Source organism: Streptomyces sp. NBC_00335, from assembly GCF_036127095.1.
GTDB lineage: Bacteria > Actinomycetota > Actinomycetes > Streptomycetales > Streptomycetaceae > Streptomyces.
Window position 1 is genome coordinate 4,010,712 of sequence record NZ_CP108006.1, and the last position, 16,834, is coordinate 4,027,545.

Here is a 16,834-nt window from a genome sequence, read left to right on the forward strand (position 1 = left end):
TCCTGCAGTCGTCGGTACCGAGTTGTAGCGACAGGAAAAACCATACCATGGAATCTGCGGTAGGCAGAGCTCCCTACGTGTCGCAGATTATGGTATGGTTTTGCAGTGGCACCGCATACTTATACATGACTGCTGGAGGTCCGCATCGGCCGCAGACACACAAAAAGCCCCTCGGTGAACGGACACCGAGGGGCTCAAAGCGCAAACCTCACGCCGCCCATCCCTGAACGACTGGCTGCAAGACCGGGATTGCCGTCCCGTGTGGCCCACAACCTGAGGAGCTCGTCACCCAGTATGACCGAATCCACCCCGAGCACGCCATCCCACAGCACCGCTCCCACCGCCTGGCCGGCGGTCGCTGTCCCCGGCCAGCCTGGCGCCCACCTGCACGACGAGGAGGACGGGCAGCCCAGCGCGGCCATTCAGTCCCCCGCCGAGCCGGGGCCTCCCGCCGCCCCTGCCATTCCGGCCTCGGAGGGCGCGGCGATCCTGGACGAACTGCGGGCCACGATCCGGCGGTACGTGGTCATGCCCAGCGAGGAGGCCCTGACGGCCGCCACACTTTGGGCGGCAGCCACGCATCTGCAGGCGGTGTGGCAGCACGCGCCGCGCCTGGCGGTGGTGGGACCTGCGAAGCGGTGCGGGAAGTCGCGGCTGCTGGAGGTCCTGATCGAGGCGGTCCATGATCCGCTGATCACGGTCAACGCGTCCGCGGCGGCGATCTTCCGCTCGATCGGCGACGCGAATCCGCCCACGCTGCTGGTGGACGAGGTCGACACGATCTTCGGATCGGCGAAGGTCGCGGAGAAGAACGAGGAGATGCGCGGTCTGCTCAACGCGGGCCACCAGCGCAACCGCCCCACCCTGCGCGTGTCTGGGCCTAACCACGACGTGCAGAAGTTCTCCACCTTCGCCATGGCCGCCCTGGCCGGCATCGGGGACCTGCCCGACACGATCATGGACCGGTCGGTGGTCATCCGCATGCGCCGCCGCGCTGGCGGCGAGAAGGTGACCGCCTGGCGATACGGCCGCGACGACCTGACGGTCAGGGCACTGCGGGAGCGGCTGGCGGCCTGGCTGGCCAGCGTCCGCGACGAGGCCATCGCACTGGAGCCCAAGCTCCCGGTCGATGACCGCGCCGCCGACACCTGGGAGCCGTTGATCAGCGTCGCCGACCTCGCAGGCGGACGCTGGCCGTTGATCGCCCGCACGGCGTGCAAGGCCATGACGGACTACGAGTCCGGGCGGGACCAGGACGGCGGGCTGAAGATCCGCATCCTGACCGACATCCGCAAAGCCTTCGCCAGCGTCGGCAACCCGCCCGCCCTGCGGACCGCCGACCTGCTGAACCTCCTCAACGAAGACCCCGAGGCACCATGGGCCGAGATCAGCTCCGGCGGCCTCACCCCACTGAAGCTGCGAGCCCTGCTGACCGACTACGGCATCAGCTCCGGCAACCGCCGCTTCCCCGGCGGCAACCAGGCCAAGGGCTTCACCCTCGCGCAGTTCACCGACGCCTGGACCCGGTACTGCCCGCCGGAGCGACCCGCCCCCGAAGCAGCACCCGCCACCGGCGCGTAACCCGTCGCGACTCGTCCCACCCGTCCCCGCGCAGGTCAGCGCGGGGACGGGTCAGGACCCTGCAACGGGTCAACCCGACATCACCACGCTGCTGACCTCGCCGAACACAGCAGGCGCGGCTCGCAGCCGCCTTCCGAGGACTCTCGGAGCGGCCTGCGGACCAACACCCGTACCGACCCGTCCCCACTCGTCCCACCGACCGTCCCCGAGCCGGACACTCCGGCCCTCGCAACGAGTCGGGCCGACATCAGGCGCCCACCCGTACCTGCCCTGACCAGCAACGGGACGAGTGGGACGAGTCCACGCCCTTCACGGCCACCCGCCCCCGTGCCCGCCTCCACCCTGGAGACCACCCCTTGCACTCCCCTGCCCCAAGCGCCCCGGCAGCCATGCGCAGCATCCACGCTGGCATCGCGGTACTCGCCCCGGCCGCCGAGGACGAGGCCCCCACACAAAGCCACGATCCCGGCGATGCTCGCCGAGCACCCACACCCGCTGGGTGCCGTCGAGTGACCCGCAAGGGACGCATCACCCTCGTCCTCGGCCTGGTGGCCGTCGTCCTCATGGCCTTCCGCGTCTCGTGGAACGCACTGTCCGACGTGGCCCGCGCCATCGGCGCAGACTCCACCGCCGCCCTGCTCTACCCGATCGTGGTCGACGGGCTGATGGCCCTCGCCCTGGTCGCCACGCTCGTGCTGACCGGTCCCGACCGGACGTTCGCGCTACGGGTCCTGGCGGCCTACACGATCGCCAGCCTCCTGCTGAACTACGTGCACGGCCTCGTCCCGGCCCTGCACACCACCGCAGTCCAGTGGGGCCGACTGACCGACTGGGACTCCGCGAACTGGGCCCTCGTACTGCTGGCGACCTCGCTCCCGGTCGGGTCGATCTACTTCGGATCCGACCTCGTGGCGAAGGTGCTCCACCACAACCCCGAGTCGGCCGACCCCGCAGAAACCGCCCCCGACCAGTCGGTTATCCAGCAAGCCGACGAGTCGGCCGGCGAGCAGGACGCACGGTCGAGGTCTGACCAGGCCCAGTCGGCCCCCGAGCAGCCGACCGAGTCGACCTCCACGAAGGGGGCTGAGGCGCCCTCGACGGGGCCGACCGAGGCCGACAATTCGGCTCCCGCCGCCCGACCGGCCCGGTCGGCTGCCGTGGCGGAGTCGACCGGAGCCGCCCCGCGCCGGGCGACCGGCCGGGTACCCGTAGCCGCCAAGCCGACCACCGGCCGCACCCGAACAGACGCCGCAATCCTCGCCGAGGCACGCGCCCTGACCGCCGACTGGAGCGACAAAGAGCTGACCGCCGAACATCTGCGCCGCGCACTACGGATCGGCCCGACCCGCGCCCGCCCCCTGCGCGACCAGCTGCAGGCCGACCGGACCGGCCAGGCCGACCCCGTCGCGGACGACGGCTTCGAGGCCGGGCCGCTCGACGGAGTCGGCGAGGCCACCTCGCCCACCGGCGCGGTCTGACCCCCTGCAAGGCAGCGAACACCCGCCTCCTTCCGGCTCATCCCGTGGCCCCGTGCAGCCGAACACGGGGCCACGCACAACCAAGCACCCCCGCCAACACCCCACGGAGAACCGATCCATGCACAACCCGAACCACGAACTCCCCACCGCCCAGCAGCACATGACCACTACCCCCAACGGCCCAGCAAGGTATGGCGTTGGACCGTCCAAGGGCCGGTCCAACGCAGCCTCCGCCCCGGGGGTGGCGGAGGAAGGGCTCCGGCGCGAGGGCGCACCGGAAGGGGAAACGACCGCCGCCGTGCCCATGCGAGCCGCCGACGAAGCCGCGCTCCGCCGCATCGCACGCCGTCGCGCCCGTGAAACTGAGCAGCGCAAGAAGCGTGTAGACGTCCGCTACAGCATCGACGAGCACACCGAGATCCGAGCCCTGGCCCAGAGCATGGGCCTGGCCGGCGCCCACCTCGTCGGCGCCATCGTCATGGCCTTCATCGACGGTGATCACACGCTCCCCGGCCAGCGCAACGCCTTCGACGACCTGATCGACGAACTCGCCGCCCTGCGTTCCGAGGTCGGCTACATCGGCCACAACCTCAACCAGATCACCAAGAAGCTGAACTCCGGCGACCGTCCACACCCTGGGGATATCGCTGTCCTCGCCGCGGTCGGGGATGTTCTCGACCGCGCTGGCGCCGCCGCCAAGGCGATCGACACCACCTCGTTCCAGACCGCCGTCGCGAAGGCGGTCTGATTGATCGCGAACATTGTCAAGCCCGGCCGCAACACCCGAGGCGTCCTGAACTACCTCTACGACACCGTCCGCTCCAAGGACCACACCGACCCCCACCAGGTCGCCTCCTGGGACGGCTTCGCCCCCGACCCCGGCCGCAACCCGAACGCCACCCTCGCCCAGCTCGCCACCGCCCTCGACCTCCGCGTCAAGCAGGCCGGCGACCGCGCACCCAAGGCCCACGTGTGGCACTGCTCGATCCGCGCCGCCCCTGAAGACCGGATCCTGTCGGACGACGACTGGGCCACCATCGCCCGCCGCGTCCTGAACGCCACAGGCATCGCCCCCGCCGGCGACCCTGACGCTTGCCGCTGGGTCGCCGTCCGCCACGCCGACGACCACATCCACATCGTCGCCACCAAAGTCCGCGCCGACCTCCGCCAACCTCGCAACTGGAACGACTACCCGCGCGCTGACAAGGAACTCGCCGCGATCGAGAAGGAGTACGGCCTGCGCCAGGTCGTACGCGGCGACCGCACCGCAGCCAAGCGGCCCACCCGCGCCGAGCAGGAGAAGGCCCGCCGCAACGGCCACGCCACCACGCCCAGGGAGAGGCTGCGCACCACCGTACGGACGGCACTGGCCGCAGCCGCCAGCACGGAGGAGTTCTTCCAGGTCCTGACCGGCGCCGGGGTGCTGGTCGATATCCAGCACTTCCCTTCGGGGGACGTGCGCGGCTACAAGGTCGCTCTTGACGGCGACACCAACAAGGAGGGGCAGCCGGTGTGGTTCTCCGGCTCCGTCCTCGCCCCCGACCTGTCCTACCCCAAGATCGCAGAGCGCTTCACCGACGCTCCGGCGCCGCCCAGCCCGCAGGCTGGCCACAGGCGTCCGGCGTGGCAGCAGGTCACCGACGCCACCGACCTCATCCCCGACCTCCTCACCCGAAGCGACGACGGTGCCGCGCAGGCACACATCGCCGTCCTCGCCGAAACCCTCGACGCCCTCCCGCTGATCGCCCCTGACGACCTACGGCCGCAGCTCCTCAAGGCTGCAGCCGCGTTCGAACGCGCCAACCGCTCCCGCATCCGCGCCCGCCACGAGCAGGCGCACGCCAACCGGCGGGCCGTCAAGGCGATCCTGCGGGAACCCGCCCCGAAGGACGCAGCCGCCCTGGCGATCATGCTCGACGTGATCTGGCTCGCGGTCATCGCGGCCCGGCACTGGCACCAGGCACGGCAGCACGACCAGCAAGCCGAAGCCGCCCGCCAGACCGCCGAGCACCTGCGCGCCGCCTACCAGCAAGCCTCAGCCCAGCCCACGGCCGTGATCGCCCAGCGGGGCCAGCTCCTGGCCGTACGGGTCCGGGAACGGCAGGTGGCCCTCCTGCGCCAGGTCCTGCCGGGACTGGCGGAACAGATCCTGGCCGAGCCCGGCTGGCCCGCCCTCGCAGCCACCCTCGCCGACACCCAGGCCGCCAGCCACAACCCAGCCGTCCTCCTGGCCGAGGCCGCCACCCGAAGGGAACTCGACACCGCCACCGCCATCAGCGACGTCCTCGTCTGGCGCCTCCGCCGCACGGCCGACCTGCCCACCACCGACAACCCCGACACACCCACCCGAGGCAACCGTCCCGCCTCGACCCCGGCTCCCGCCGCGCAGCCCGCGAACCAGGCCGCGAACCGTGCCGCTCGTAGGCGATGAGCCGGCGAAGCCGTCGGAAGGTAGCCGACGATCCCCGGTTAGCCAAACCGGGGAACCTCCAGACCATTGATGCCAGGGCCCCACGCCCAACCCCACCCACCCAGGCCGCACGGCACCTTCATGCCGTCGGCACCCCCACCCCCGCAAGGAGCACACCCTGAAGGTCCACCCCTTCGCCGATTCCCTCCCGATGCTCGACCAGGACGAGCTGCTCGACCTCGCCGAGTCCATCAAGGCCGAGGGCCTACACCATCCGATCGTCCTCGACCGCGACGGCATGCTCATCGACGGCCGCAACCGACTCGCCGCCTGCAAGATCGCCGGAGTCGAACCCCGCTTCACCACCGACGACAGCGATCCGCTCCGCTTGATCGTCTCGTACAACGTGATCCGCCGGCACGTCAGCAAAGGCCAGCAGGCCATGATCACCGCGATGGCGTGTTCCTTTTCGGGACACTCCCTGCGCACCCTGGCCAAGCACCACGGCCTCAGCCGCAGCCGCCTCTCCGCCGCCAACGTCGTCCTCCAGCACGCCCCCGACCTCGCCGAACGAGTCCGCGTCGGAACACTCGGACTCGACGCCGCCCACACAGCCGCCCTCGAACGCAAAGCCCACATCGAAGCCAGCACCGCCCAGCACGAACACCTGCGCCGGCACGCCCCCGACCTCGCCGAACAGGTCATCGAAGGCCGCCTCAGCCTCGACGAAGCCCGCCTCCGCCAGGTGGTGAGGGACACCGACACCATCCGCGCCGCCGACGGGGACACCGCGCCCGCCCTCACCCAGCTCGCGGATCGCGGAGAGATCACCTGGGGCCAGGCGGCTCAGCGCGCCGAAGAACACCGCGCCCACCGGCATGAGGCCGTCCTTCGCGCACAGCAGGCCCTCCAGCTCATCGCCGAGAACTGGACCGCCGTCCACGACCTCACGACCCGACCCGGCACCCCCTACGCCCAGGAGATCATCAACGGCCTCACCCCCGAAGCCCGAGCCCTCATCACGCAGCTGACGACCCGATCCTGACCCCATGAGCACTCTGGGGGCCAACGCCGAAACGCGTTGGCCCCCAGATGTGTTGCACGCCGATGGTCGCCGTCAGCGGTTCAACGCCGAGTCGAGGTGTTCCTGCACCGGCTCGAACAGCCCGTACGGGACGTACTGCGAGATCTCAGCGTGGGCAACCCACGCAAGCTCGGCCAGCTCGTCGGTGTCCGCCACGTGCGCGTCACCACCGACCACCTCGCAGGCGGTGTAGGACATCAGCCGGCCAGTGGCCGGGTGGATCCGCTCACCGAGCGGCTTCACCACCTTCACGGCGAGTCCCGTCTCCTCCTGGGTCTCCCGTACGGCGGCATCCTCGCAGGCCTCGTTGGGCTCGACCTCGCCGGCGGGGAACTGCCACGACAGCTGGCCCTCGCTCACCCGCCGCCGGACCATCAGCACGCGGCCTTCGTGCACCACGATGGCCGCGGCGATGCCCGGTCGCTCCTCAGCGTTCTGCTGCGTCACGTCTACTCCTCCAGGACCGCCAGAGAGTGGAAAGGGTGAGTGCTGTCCGTTGTCATCCAATCGAGGCGTTCTGACAGCGAACGTAGTCGTTACAGGTTCCTGGCCAGCAAACGTTGTCGTGTGAGGTGAGCGCTGGGGTGCCGGATGGCTCTCCAGTGGGGATCACGTCGTGCGCTTGCGCGCACAACGTGCGAGAGAGGGATCATCGCGATGGACATCGTCGTCACTAGTTCGACTCTGCTCGACTGGCGCAACGAACACCGAGGCCGTCGACTCAAGCAGCTCCTCGCGGACCGGGAAGCCTACGAGCGGCGGCGCGGCCAGGCGGCACAGGACATCCACGAGCGGTGCATTGCTCACGAGACCAACGCCGACCGGCTCCGGTTCCAAAACATGCCAGAGAGCCGGCGTCTTCGAGAGCTGGCGCACGTTGAACTCGACACCGCCCTCGACCCGATCCCTCGCGAACGCCAAGCCCTCGAAGCACGGGAGGCGACCCTGAGGGCCCACTGGAACGACCCCGTAGTCTGGATCCGGACCACCCTCGGCGCCCGCCTCAAGATCTACCACCACAGCCTGGCCTGCGGCCGAGTCTCCGGTACAGGTCGGCATCCTGACTCGTTCCAAACACACTTCGAGTCCGAAGCGGCGGCCCTCGGTTTGACGCCTTGCCGCGTGGACCAGTGCCGCCAGGCTGGTGACGAGCTTGAGCGCCTGCTTCCACATGCACGACCCTGACCGCGGTGACTCTGACATTCAATCCAGTCGTCGCAGATCAGAGAGCCGCCTTCGACTGACTTCGCTGTCCAGGGACAAGTGCCTCCCGTCGTTCCGGACAGGCTCCCATGGATTTGTTCACGTTCCCTCGTGAACAAATCCACTCCCGTCAACAGAAGGAAGAGATGCAACCGGACAGGCCAGCAGTGTCGACGGGAATCGCCTTGGTGTGGCCGTGCCAGTCGGCCGCCTCTATGACCTTCTCGTGGACGTCGTAAGGGCGGCCGTCGACAGCAACGCGGCGGATACCGTTCGGGCGGTAGCCGAACTTCCGTGACACCGCCCGGGAGGCGGCGTTGTCGGCGAAGGCAGTGGAGGTGACGCGTTCGGCGCCGAGGCCGTCGAAGGCGAGGGCCAGGGCGGCGGCGCGCATCTGGGTGCCGTAGCCCTGGCCCTGGAAGCGACGACCGAGCCAGAAGCCGGTACGGGCCTCGCCTGTGGTGGCGAAGTCACGCGCGGAGAGGTTCTGCTGGCCGATGACCTGGCCGTCGAGGAAGACGGCCAGGAGAAGGCGCCAGTTCTCGCGGGCCCAGTCGCCTCGCGCCCACCAGTGGTTCTGTACAACGCTCCTGGCCCTCTCGGCCGGCGGGGCGGAGGCCCAGGGCTGCGGGAAATACACGGCGCCGTCGGGGACGACCCCGTCGGCGGCCACCTGGGCGAGCGCGTCGAGATCGTCGTCCGAAGGGAGGCGCAGGACGAGGTCGGCGGTGGTGAGCTGTAGGGCGGTGAGGGGCCAGTGGCGCATGCGTGGGCTCCGAGGGGTCAGGGCCCGTCGAGTCCGAAGACCGTGCCGAACGGGTCGATGAGCTGGCAGATGCGCCGGCCTGGCTCCACATCGAGGGGGCCGCGGTGATGCGTGCAGCCCGCTTCCAGGAGGCGCTTGCGTTCGGTGTCGAGGTTCTCGACGGACCAGTACGGGACGGTGCTTCGCCCGTGGACGTTGGCCTTGGGAGAGGCGGGGTGGAAGCCGAACTCGAGTCCGTCGAGGTCGAGCCAGGCGTAGACGGAGGTGCCGTTGATGTCGAGCTTGACCTCGGCTTCGAAGATCTCGCCCCACCAGCGGGCGGCGGCTTCGGGGTCGTCGACGAAGACCATGACGGTGCGGATACCGCGCACTTGGGATTCTCCTTGCGTCGGGAAGTGGCACGGTACCGCCGGGGTGGTCACTCGTGGGCGCCGTGCAGGGAACGCAGACCGGTGGCAGCGGCGAACGCTGCCAGGGCGCGTATGAGGTCGTGATCGTTCCACTGGGCGCCGAGTTCGCGTACGTGGTGCAGGTAGGCGTGGCGTACCCAGCGCGGGGACGGGTGTCCTTGCTGGTCCGCCATGTGGGCAAGGGTGATCAGGTCGGGCAGCCCGGTGATGTCCGGGCGGAGGGTTTCTGCGTCGATGAGGGCGAGGTGCCCGTCGGCGCGGCGGCGGACGTGTTCCGGCTTGAGGTCCAGGTGGCCGAGCGGTACGTGGCCGGGTCCGTGGGCGTCGGTGACGCGCTGGAGGAGTAGGCGCCAGTCGTCGGGGCGATTGATCCAGTTCGGGGACGGGGCATCGAGGGCGGTTCTGGCATCCCAGCGAGCCATGGTTTCGGCGACCTCGGGCTGCCAGCGGGCGGAGGCGGTGTGGATGAAGGCGACCGACCGAACCAGTTCGTCGAAGGCGTCGGTGCCCACGAGCATGACGGCCTCGTCGAGGTGGTCGACCAGCAGGGTGCGGGAGGTGTCGCAGGCGCGGTGGAGTACCGGCAGAACGTTCTCGTCGGCCAGGAGTTCGTATGCGAGGACTTCGCCGAGGTATCCGGCCTCGTCCGCGTGGCGCTTCAGGACCCGGCGGGGCGGGACGCCCAGGGCAAAGACGGCTGTGCGGTAGCGGGCGGTCAGGCAGCGCACCGGTCCCGGCTCGCCCGCGTGGTGCCGGGCGAGGATTACGTACGCCTGGCGCTCGGCGATGACGGGGTCGGTGGTGAGCGGGTTGGCCAGCCACCCGTCGGGCCGCGTGCGGGCGGCGCCGTCCAGCGGCCCGACGGGGGCAGTGGTCATGCGGCGGTCTCCTGGTGAATGCCGAGCGCGGCCAGGCTGTGGGCGTAGCAGCGGGCGGCGAGGTCGGGCCGCTGGTGCTCGCCGTAGATCGCGAAGAGGGCGTAGACCGGGGAGTCGAGGTTCTCGCCGATGTGCCATCCCTGGTACGAGCCGCCGACGACGTCCCAGATCTGGGCGCGGCCGAGGAAGACGGCGGCGAAGTCCTGGAAGTAGATCTCGATGCCGAACGGGTAGGCGGCCATGGCCTCCTCCCGGCTGGTCGTGGCGACCTTGTCCCAGGTGGGGCCGGTGATGTTCCAGGCGTACGAGTCGATCTCGCCGGGGCGGCCGGGCGGGTCGAGGAGGCGCAGGACGGCGCGGTGCCCTCCGAGGGGGCCGGCCAGGTAGTCGTGGATGCTGGTGGCCAGGGCGCCGGTGCGGGTGGCGATGAGCTCCCGGGCGAGCTGGGGCAGCTCCTCGGCCACCAGGGCGTCGGCCTTCTGCCACTCCTCCTCGGCCAGGGGCGGGGTGATCGGCGTGGGCTCGACGTGCTGCGGGGCATCGAGGAAGTCGGCGAGTGCGGCGAGCGCGGACTTCTCGGCCACGGGGTCGGGTGTGACCCAGGGGACGCGGGAGGTGGTGATCGGGCCGTCGCTGGCCGGGACGGTCAGGCGGTCGCCGGGGCGGGGGCCGTGGACGCGGAAGAGGTGCTGGAGCTTGTTGGCGGTGGCGGCCAGGGCCTTGTGATCGGCGTAGAGGAACGGGCCGTGGGGGCTGCGGGGCGCGGTGAAGCCGTTGCCGCACAGGGCGACGTCCCGCACGCCGTCCAGGGGTCTGAGGTAGTCGATGAGCAGCCCGTTGAGGATCTGGATCCCGGTGGTGCGGTTGCGGGGGCCGTCCATGCCCGGCAGCAGGTTGTTGTCCGCGCCGAGGGCGCCGTAGGGGACGGTCTGGGCGTTGTTGGAGACCACCGCGAGCCGGGGAGGGGCGAGGGTGCCCTGGGCCAGCTGCTCGATGTAGAGGTCGGAGACGTCGGCGTCGACGCCGATGAAGACGTCGTTGCCGGTGGTGCCGGCCAGGCGGACCAGGGGCTGGGAGACGCGCTTCTCCCAGAAGAGGGTGCGGGCGCCGGCGGGGTAGAGGGTGATCTCGATGTCGCCGACGTTCAGCGGCTGGGTGTGGTCCACGCGGTGCACAGTGAAGCCCAGGGCTTCGATGGCGTCGGTGACGGCGGCCGGAGTGGTGGTGCCGGTGTAGACGGGCACCGTGCGGGCGAGGAGGTCGAGCGAGGGGAGGTGGAAGTGGTCCAGGTGCTCGTGGCTGAGGATCACCGCGTTGGGGCTGGGCATGCCCTCGGTGTCCACAGCGCGGGGCGGCCAGATCTCGAACTCCAGGCTCCCGGCTCCGAACGCGGGCGCGAGGATCGGGTCGAGGAGGACGGAGGAGAGACCGTCGGAAATGTGCCAGGTCTGGTGGCCGAGGAAGGTCAGTTCCAGGCCGACGGGGGCTGCTGCCATGACGAACTCCTTTGCGCGGTCAGGAAGGGTGCGGGGGTGGTGCGGAGGGGGACAGCGGACGTCCCCCTCCGCACGTGTCTTCGGACCGGCAGGGCCTACCGGTGGTAGGTGGTCGGGGAGTTGTGGGTGGTGCCGGTGGCGGCGAACGCCGTCACGCGCTGCTGGAGCCGGCGGACCGCCTCCGCGGTCACGGGCGCGCTCGGCTTCGTCTGGGGCTTGGGTCGGTTCATGACGTGCCTCCATCACTTCGGTTTCGCGGCGGTGCGGATGCAGCCGCCGTGCCCCGCCGCCGCAAGCGGCGGGTGGTCAGGGTTCGGTGGCGAACAGGAGACTGCCGACGAGGGCGCTGCAGAGGATCACGTAGACGATCACGGCGATCCGCTGTCTCACTGCTTCACCACCACGTCCGGGTCCTGCGGCGCCCGGCCGGCGGCTGCGCTATTGCGCTGCCGCCGCACTTGGCGCTCGATCAGCAGGACACGGCAGACACGGGCAAGGGCCCGCATGTGAATCCAGGCCCCGAGCCGTCCCTCGCCCGGTCCGTGCGACAGGAGCCGCTCAGCATCCGTACAGGCTTGACTGACACCGCCCGTCTCACCGAGCAGGAGCCGGACGTAGCCGTGCAGCAGGGCCGTGGTCTCCCGTACTTCACCGCCCGGTATCCGGTAGGTGTTGGGCGTGAGGACACGAGTGCACAGGGCGCGCATGGTGTTCGCGCGTACCGGCTCCTGGGTGGCGGGCGTGGTCGTCATGCCGGGTGTCCCGCAGCCGCCTCCCGCATCCCGATCGCCCGGTCCATCTGCGCGTACAGGACCTCCAGCTGGGCAGGGTCGAGGACCAGGGTCGTGGTCTCGGTGGTGCCGTCGAGTCGGTGCAGCGCGATCGGCAGGGTGGCCTGCTGCTCGTCGTGGTCGTACGTGATGTCGCGCCGGACCGGAGTTGCGTGGGTGATCACGAGGGCTCTCCCGGGGCTGTCTGAGCGGGGCTGGAGTTCAGTCAACTCCGCTGCCAAAGCCCCGAACAGGGCATTCCACTAGGCACGTTGTAGGCACGAACCAGGCAGAATCCCGCTAGGCTTCCGGGCGCCCAACTCGACCAGCGGACGGCGGGATGATGGCGAACGAGACCCTGCGCGGACTCAGGCGCAAGCAGCGGTGGACGCAGGCACAGGCCGCCCAGCAGGTCTGCGCACAGGTCCTGGCGGCCACGGGCCGTGACCCCGAGCTCGACGCGAACTGGATCTCCCGGCTGGAGCGCGGAGCGATCACCTGGCCCTCGGGCGACTACCGGGCAGCGCTGTGCGTGGTGTTCCAGGTCGGTAGCGAGGCAGAGCTGGGTTTGCACCCGAAGGGAGATGCGGCAGGCGCATCTTCCGCCCAGGACGCGTCATCGGCGCCCGCCGACGACGCGAGCAGCCTCTACGCCGACACAGAGCTGTCGGCCCGGCTCTCCCGGCACGCTGCCGCGACCAACGTCAATGGCCTGGTACTGGAGCAGTTCGACGCCGACGTGGAACGGCTCGCCAGGGACTTCGTCAGCCGGCCCCTGACCCTGCTGGTCCCGGAGATCCGCGCCCTGCGCACGGACGTGTTCCGATTACTCGAGGGCCGCCAGCACCCAGGTCAGACGCGGCACCTGTACGTGCTCGCAGGATGGCTGTCCGGCCTCGCGGCACACGTGTCCCTCGACCTCGGCCACCAGCCCTCCGCCTCCACCCATGCGCGGACCGTGGTGCAGTGCGCAGAGATCGCGGAGCACCCGAGGCTACGGGCCTGGGCCCGCTCGTTCCAGTCTCTGGCCGCCTACTGGACGGGCGACTACCGGCGGGCCGCAGATCTGGCACGGGCTGGCTGCGAGGACGGCCGGGGACCGGGCTCCGGAACAATCACGGCACGGCTGCTGAGTCTGGAGGCCCGCGCCCTCGCAGCCGGCGGAGACGGCCGCAGCGCGTTGCGCTCCCTCGCACTGGCCCACGAGGCCCGCAGCAGCGCGGAACGAGACGAACTGCCTGGCGTCTTCGCCTTCCCCGAGGCCAAGCAATGGGCCTACACAGGCACCACGCTGCTGGCCGTCGGCGGCGACGAGCAAGTACAGCGGGCGATAGTGGCGTCCAACCGCGCGGTGGAGCTGTACCAGGCCGGGGCTGAAGGAGACCGGTCCTCCGGAGACCTGCACGCCGCGCATCTGGACCTGGCCACCGCATACCTGGCGAGCGGCGAAGTGGAAGGAGCCAGTATGGAACTCGCCGCGGTCCTCGGCGCGGATCAGTACACCGCGAGCATCACCATCAGGCTTCGCAAACTGGACACGCTCATCGACAGCGGGCCGTACCGTGACTCACGGCCGGTGGTCGATCTCCGGGAGCACATCCACGAGGTGACCGCCCGACCCGCTCTCGTCAGCACACCCACGGAGCCGCGATGACCACCCAGCCCACGAACGACCCTTCCGTGACCGACCGACACCTGCTCTCCACCCAGGCGTACGGCAGCAGCCAGCACCTCGCAGCCCGCCAGTCCCTCTACCAATGGCAGACCCCACGACACGACCTCCCCGGCATCATCGTGGGCGAGCTGGCTGGCATACGCGGAGCAGTCGCGGACGTGGGCTGCGGCAACGGGAAGTTCATACAGCGGGTACGCGCCGACCGGCCGGACCTGACCGTGCTCCCCATGGACATCTCTCCCGGCATCCTGACGGGTATCGAAGGAGCCGTGGCGGCAGACGTCCAGAGGCTCCCGATCGCCGACGGGGCACTGGGCGCTGTCCTGGCCATGCACATGCTGTACCACGTGGAGGACCAGGCACGCGCCGTCCAAGAGCTCGGCCGAGTCCTGAGCAATGGCGGCATCGCCATCGCATCCACGAACAGCCGGACCGACAAGCGCGAACTCGAAGACCTCTGGCGCCGAGCCGCCGGCGACGTCCTCGGCATCCCTGAGGGCCCCGCACGCGTACAGCTCTCCGCCCGCTTCACCCTGGAGGATGCCCCCACCATCCTGGGCGCCGTCTTCGAGGACGTACGGACGATCCCTCTTCCAGGAGTGATCGAAGTCGCCGATCCCGCACCCGTGGTCGCCCATCTGGCCTCCTACGAAGCATGGGCCGACCAGATGGGCGTACCGTTCAAGGAGACAATCGAGCGTGCACGAGAACGAGTGCAGGAGACCATCCACGCAGAGGGCGCATTCCACGTCACCTGCCTCGGCGGCATCCTCGTCTGCCGTTGACCAACACACGGCGCCGAGCACATTCACCCCATCCGAAGGCAGCCGGAGCAGAGGTCCGGGCGAAGGTCTTCCGCCCGATCTACTTGCGAGCGCAGGCGGCATGCACCGAGACCTTCGGGTGCCCCGTCTCCACCACATAGTGGCGGGACTGGTCGAGTACCCGGCAGGATGCCGACCATGACGACGAATGAGGGCCGCGTCTGCGGCTGCCGGTGCGGTGGCACCCCTACCGGCGGAAAGTTCTTGCCTGGCCACGATTCGAAGATCGTGCCGCAGCTTGAAGCGGACCACGGGAGCCTGATCGCCTTCTGGGCCTGGTACGAAAAGGCTATGACCGACACGCCGCCCAAGGCGCCGTGACGTGTGCCTGGTTCACGCCTCGTCTTCTCCGCATCCGAGGATCTCTGACGCGGCCTGAGGGCGAATGAGACCCCAGACGCTCGCCCTGGGCCGGGGGTCTCATCGATCGGTCTCGTCGACCAGTCGCTCGTTCAGTCCGCGGTCCGGAAGCCTTTCAGGCAGTGACGCCCTTGTTGCGGTTGGCGAAGGGCCGCGCTCCATGCAGTTCCATGAACTCCGCGATCAGCTCCGCCTCAGCCTCACAGGGATCCCGCTCGGATATCGGCAACCACGCGACGAGCAGAGCGTCCGAGTCCGCCAACTGCCAGATGTAGCGCCCGCCCCAGTGGCCGGCCATCCCGCCGGCACCATGGCGGCGATACTCGTCAAGCCGCTGCCGCAGTCCCCTCCGGCCGTCCTTGCCCGCTGACGCCTTGCCGATGTACAGGATGGTGGCACCGTCCACCCAGGCGCCACCAAGCTCGTCCGCCGTCACCGACGGATCTCTGCCTTTGAGGTGTCCGGCAGGGTTACGGGAGAGGAACGACGGGGGCGCCGTACTCGTGCGAAGTACCACGTAGATTCCGGGCTCTGAAGGAACTCCGCTGTCACCCAGCTCGCTGAGCAATACGAATCCACGGAAACCGCGTTCTGTCAGTGTCTTCCGGGTCAGTTTTGGTGTCGGACTCATGGCCGGCATCGTGCCATGCGGCTGTGACAACGGTCACTCGCCCTTCGCGGGCCCTGACCTTGAGCGAGGAGGGCTCTACAAGCGAGCTGCCGCAAAACCGATCAGGAGGATCGCGGTCACTACGATGCCGACCAGCCCGGCCCAGCCTCCCACCAGCGCGCACACCGCCACGACGATGAAGGCTCCGAGCATGAGTGCGGCGAACGCCCGTGCGGACAGGCCGCGGTCGTCGCTGTCGGCGGCTCGCTTCTTCTTCATCCAGTTCACCGGAGACACGGTAGCCAGTGTGGCCGGCTCGGCCTTCGTCCGGGCCCGGTTACCGGAGCACGGGGACGCAGGAGATCAGATGAGGTGGACGCCGGTCAGGGCCCCCGCCGAGCGAAGGAGTGCTCGGAGTCCGTGACCTCCTCGGATGTGGGCTTGGGGATGCCGGCACCGGCTTCCTGCCACCTGTCCCCGGATTCGTCCGCGCCCGCGTTCCTCAGTCCACAAGCGCACTACAGGAAGCGAAGGCGAGCATCACGACCAAGAGGAAGCCAGCGAAAAGACCAATGGCAGGCCAATCAGGGCCCCCAGCCGCAGGCCGCTGCACGCTCATGCCTGCCATGAGCCCGCACCTACGGCAGAAATGAGGACCAGGCCCCCACACACGGCCCTGGCTGCCGCAACGGTCACAGCGCACCGAGCGCCCCTGCTCTGTCATGGGCACGAAGGGTAGCGGGCGTCGTCGGCCACCGCAGGAGAGGTGCCGGGTTCCGATTGTCCGCCGCTCGCTTGAGCCCTGCCTCGGTGCCCAGCCCATGCGCCGAGAGCCCTGAAGCTGCGGTGGCTACGACTCTTGCCCTTCACGCTCAACGACCGATCTGCCAAAGTGCCATGACAGTCAGCACCAAGATGAACAACGCGATCTCCCTGCCCACTGTGTGTCATCGGCATAAGCGCAGCGGGACACCCGACGACCCGCGTGTATCCGTCGGAGCAGCTGGCAGGAGCCCGCCCCGCGCAGATCCAGCAGCACGCTCGCGGGAGGCGGTACGCGCCTGCATGCCGCATGAAGTCGACCGGGTGCCAGCACTCAGCCAACACGATCACGGTGCGGCCCGCGGCGTGATTACGGGCGGCAGCGTCGGCAGGGATTCAGTCCCGCCCGCCCAGCCTCGTACAGAGTGATCCGCCTTGGATCTCCGGACACGCACTTCCGGCGCCATGCCCCGGGTTCGTCGCGGTGGTAAGCGGTACCCCGCTTACCAGGGCCGCTGGGCGCCCGC

Annotated in this window: 19 protein-coding genes; 9 read left to right on the forward strand and 10 right to left on the reverse strand. The window is 69.6% G+C overall.

Annotated elements, in window-relative coordinates:
- The first annotated feature begins 294 nt into the window (after nt 1-294).
- The 5 genes from OHA37_RS17895 (at nt 295) to OHA37_RS17915 (ending at nt 6,514) form a co-directional block, all read left to right on the forward strand.
- Nucleotides 295-1,581, forward strand: coding sequence for a DUF3631 domain-containing protein (locus OHA37_RS17895; protein ID WP_266906405.1), 1,287 nt, complete (start codon nt 295-297; stop codon nt 1,579-1,581).
- A 509-nt stretch (nt 1,582-2,090) separates the two neighbouring features.
- Complete coding sequence (locus tag OHA37_RS17900) at nt 2,091-3,059, forward strand: DUF2637 domain-containing protein (protein ID WP_266906407.1); 969 nt, start codon at nt 2,091-2,093, stop codon at nt 3,057-3,059.
- A gap of 118 nt (nt 3,060-3,177) precedes the next feature.
- The gene (locus tag OHA37_RS17905; RefSeq protein ID WP_266906409.1) at nt 3,178-3,807 is read left to right on the forward strand and encodes a plasmid mobilization relaxosome protein MobC; all 630 of its coding nucleotides are present in this window, start codon (nt 3,178-3,180) and stop codon (nt 3,805-3,807) included.
- Complete coding sequence (locus OHA37_RS17910) at nt 3,808-5,490, forward strand: relaxase/mobilization nuclease domain-containing protein (RefSeq protein ID WP_266906411.1); 1,683 nt, start codon at nt 3,808-3,810, stop codon at nt 5,488-5,490.
- 190 nt (nt 5,491-5,680) lie between these two features.
- Nucleotides 5,681-6,514: a ParB/RepB/Spo0J family partition protein gene (locus tag OHA37_RS17915; protein WP_266906413.1), complete on the forward strand. Its 834-nt coding sequence runs from the start codon at nt 5,681-5,683 to the stop codon at nt 6,512-6,514.
- Between the two features lie 72 nt (nt 6,515-6,586).
- Here OHA37_RS17915 and OHA37_RS17920 read toward each other — a convergent pair whose 3' ends face one another.
- On the reverse strand, nt 6,587-7,000 hold the full coding sequence (locus OHA37_RS17920; protein ID WP_266906415.1) for an NUDIX hydrolase: 414 nt from the start codon (nt 6,998-7,000) through the stop codon (nt 6,587-6,589).
- Between the two features lie 210 nt (nt 7,001-7,210).
- Between OHA37_RS17920 and OHA37_RS17925 the strand changes: the two genes are divergently transcribed.
- Nucleotides 7,211-7,738 (forward strand): hypothetical protein, encoded by a 528-nt coding sequence (locus OHA37_RS17925; protein ID WP_266906417.1) that lies wholly within the window; start codon nt 7,211-7,213, stop codon nt 7,736-7,738.
- A gap of 148 nt (nt 7,739-7,886) precedes the next feature.
- Here OHA37_RS17925 and OHA37_RS17930 read toward each other — a convergent pair whose 3' ends face one another.
- The 7 genes from OHA37_RS17930 to OHA37_RS17960 all read right to left on the reverse strand — a co-directional run bounded on the left by OHA37_RS17930 (nt 7,887) and on the right by OHA37_RS17960 (nt 12,261).
- Nucleotides 7,887-8,522, reverse strand: a complete 636-nt coding sequence (locus OHA37_RS17930; protein WP_266906419.1) for a GNAT family N-acetyltransferase — start codon at nt 8,520-8,522, stop codon at nt 7,887-7,889.
- Nucleotides 8,523-8,539: 17 nt separating this feature from the next.
- The gene (locus OHA37_RS17935) at nt 8,540-8,893 is read right to left on the reverse strand and encodes a VOC family protein (protein ID WP_266906421.1); all 354 of its coding nucleotides are present in this window, start codon (nt 8,891-8,893) and stop codon (nt 8,540-8,542) included.
- A gap of 47 nt (nt 8,894-8,940) precedes the next feature.
- Complete coding sequence (locus tag OHA37_RS17940) at nt 8,941-9,810, reverse strand: hypothetical protein (RefSeq protein ID WP_266906423.1); 870 nt, start codon at nt 9,808-9,810, stop codon at nt 8,941-8,943.
- Nucleotides 9,807-11,306, reverse strand: coding sequence for an MBL fold metallo-hydrolase (locus tag OHA37_RS17945; protein ID WP_266906425.1), 1,500 nt, complete (start codon nt 11,304-11,306; stop codon nt 9,807-9,809). The genes OHA37_RS17940 and OHA37_RS17945 overlap by 4 nt, the downstream gene beginning before the upstream one ends.
- Nucleotides 11,307-11,401: 95 nt before the next feature.
- The gene (locus tag OHA37_RS17950; RefSeq protein WP_266906427.1) at nt 11,402-11,536 is read right to left on the reverse strand and encodes a hypothetical protein; all 135 of its coding nucleotides are present in this window, start codon (nt 11,534-11,536) and stop codon (nt 11,402-11,404) included.
- Between the two features lie 156 nt (nt 11,537-11,692).
- Entirely contained in the window at nt 11,693-12,058 is a 366-nt protein-coding gene (locus OHA37_RS17955) for a DUF6415 family natural product biosynthesis protein (protein WP_266906429.1), read from the reverse strand.
- Nucleotides 12,055-12,261, reverse strand: a complete 207-nt coding sequence (locus OHA37_RS17960) for a hypothetical protein (protein WP_266906431.1) — start codon at nt 12,259-12,261, stop codon at nt 12,055-12,057. The genes OHA37_RS17955 and OHA37_RS17960 overlap by 4 nt, the downstream gene beginning before the upstream one ends.
- Nucleotides 12,262-12,416: 155 nt before the next feature.
- Here OHA37_RS17960 and OHA37_RS17965 point away from each other — a divergent pair, with 155 nt between their 5' ends.
- From OHA37_RS17965 to OHA37_RS17975, 3 genes are all read left to right on the forward strand, one after another.
- Nucleotides 12,417-13,730, forward strand: coding sequence for a helix-turn-helix domain-containing protein (locus OHA37_RS17965; protein WP_266906433.1), 1,314 nt, complete (start codon nt 12,417-12,419; stop codon nt 13,728-13,730).
- The gene (locus tag OHA37_RS17970; protein ID WP_266906436.1) at nt 13,727-14,536 is read left to right on the forward strand and encodes a class I SAM-dependent methyltransferase; all 810 of its coding nucleotides are present in this window, start codon (nt 13,727-13,729) and stop codon (nt 14,534-14,536) included. The genes OHA37_RS17965 and OHA37_RS17970 overlap by 4 nt, the downstream gene beginning before the upstream one ends.
- Before the next feature lie 177 nt (nt 14,537-14,713).
- Nucleotides 14,714-14,896 (forward strand): hypothetical protein, encoded by a 183-nt coding sequence (locus OHA37_RS17975; RefSeq protein WP_266906438.1) that lies wholly within the window; start codon nt 14,714-14,716, stop codon nt 14,894-14,896.
- A gap of 154 nt (nt 14,897-15,050) precedes the next feature.
- Here OHA37_RS17975 and OHA37_RS17980 read toward each other — a convergent pair whose 3' ends face one another.
- The gene (locus OHA37_RS17980; protein WP_267038658.1) at nt 15,051-15,371 is read right to left on the reverse strand and encodes a hypothetical protein; all 321 of its coding nucleotides are present in this window, start codon (nt 15,369-15,371) and stop codon (nt 15,051-15,053) included.
- A gap of 270 nt (nt 15,372-15,641) precedes the next feature.
- Entirely contained in the window at nt 15,642-15,824 is a 183-nt protein-coding gene (locus tag OHA37_RS17985; protein ID WP_266912890.1) for a hypothetical protein, read from the reverse strand.
- Nucleotides 15,825-16,834 lie beyond the last annotated feature (1,010 nt).

What these genes read in the sequence shown, in the direction of transcription:
- OHA37_RS17975 (WP_266906438.1), top strand. Translation starts at nt 14,714, where the DNA reads ATGACGACGAATGAGGGCCGCGTCTGCGGCTGCCGGTGCGGTGGCACC.
- OHA37_RS17895 (WP_266906405.1), top strand. Translation starts at nt 295, where the DNA reads ATGACCGAATCCACCCCGAGCACGCCATCCCACAGCACCGCTCCCACC.
- OHA37_RS17950 (WP_266906427.1), bottom strand. Translation starts at nt 11,536, where the DNA reads ATGAACCGACCCAAGCCCCAGACGAAGCCGAGCGCGCCCGTGACCGCG.
- OHA37_RS17985 (WP_266912890.1), bottom strand. Translation starts at nt 15,824, where the DNA reads ATGAAGAAGAAGCGAGCCGCCGACAGCGACGACCGCGGCCTGTCCGCA.
- OHA37_RS17925 (WP_266906417.1), top strand. Translation starts at nt 7,211, where the DNA reads ATGGACATCGTCGTCACTAGTTCGACTCTGCTCGACTGGCGCAACGAA.
- OHA37_RS17945 (WP_266906425.1), bottom strand. Translation starts at nt 11,306, where the DNA reads ATGGCAGCAGCCCCCGTCGGCCTGGAACTGACCTTCCTCGGCCACCAG.
- OHA37_RS17915 (WP_266906413.1), top strand. Translation starts at nt 5,681, where the DNA reads ATGCTCGACCAGGACGAGCTGCTCGACCTCGCCGAGTCCATCAAGGCC.
- OHA37_RS17930 (WP_266906419.1), bottom strand. Translation starts at nt 8,522, where the DNA reads ATGCGCCACTGGCCCCTCACCGCCCTACAGCTCACCACCGCCGACCTC.
- OHA37_RS17965 (WP_266906433.1), top strand. Translation starts at nt 12,417, where the DNA reads ATGATGGCGAACGAGACCCTGCGCGGACTCAGGCGCAAGCAGCGGTGG.
- OHA37_RS17905 (WP_266906409.1), top strand. Translation starts at nt 3,178, where the DNA reads ATGCACAACCCGAACCACGAACTCCCCACCGCCCAGCAGCACATGACC.
- OHA37_RS17955 (WP_266906429.1), bottom strand. Translation starts at nt 12,058, where the DNA reads ATGACGACCACGCCCGCCACCCAGGAGCCGGTACGCGCGAACACCATG.
- OHA37_RS17940 (WP_266906423.1), bottom strand. Translation starts at nt 9,810, where the DNA reads ATGACCACTGCCCCCGTCGGGCCGCTGGACGGCGCCGCCCGCACGCGG.
- OHA37_RS17970 (WP_266906436.1), top strand. Translation starts at nt 13,727, where the DNA reads ATGACCACCCAGCCCACGAACGACCCTTCCGTGACCGACCGACACCTG.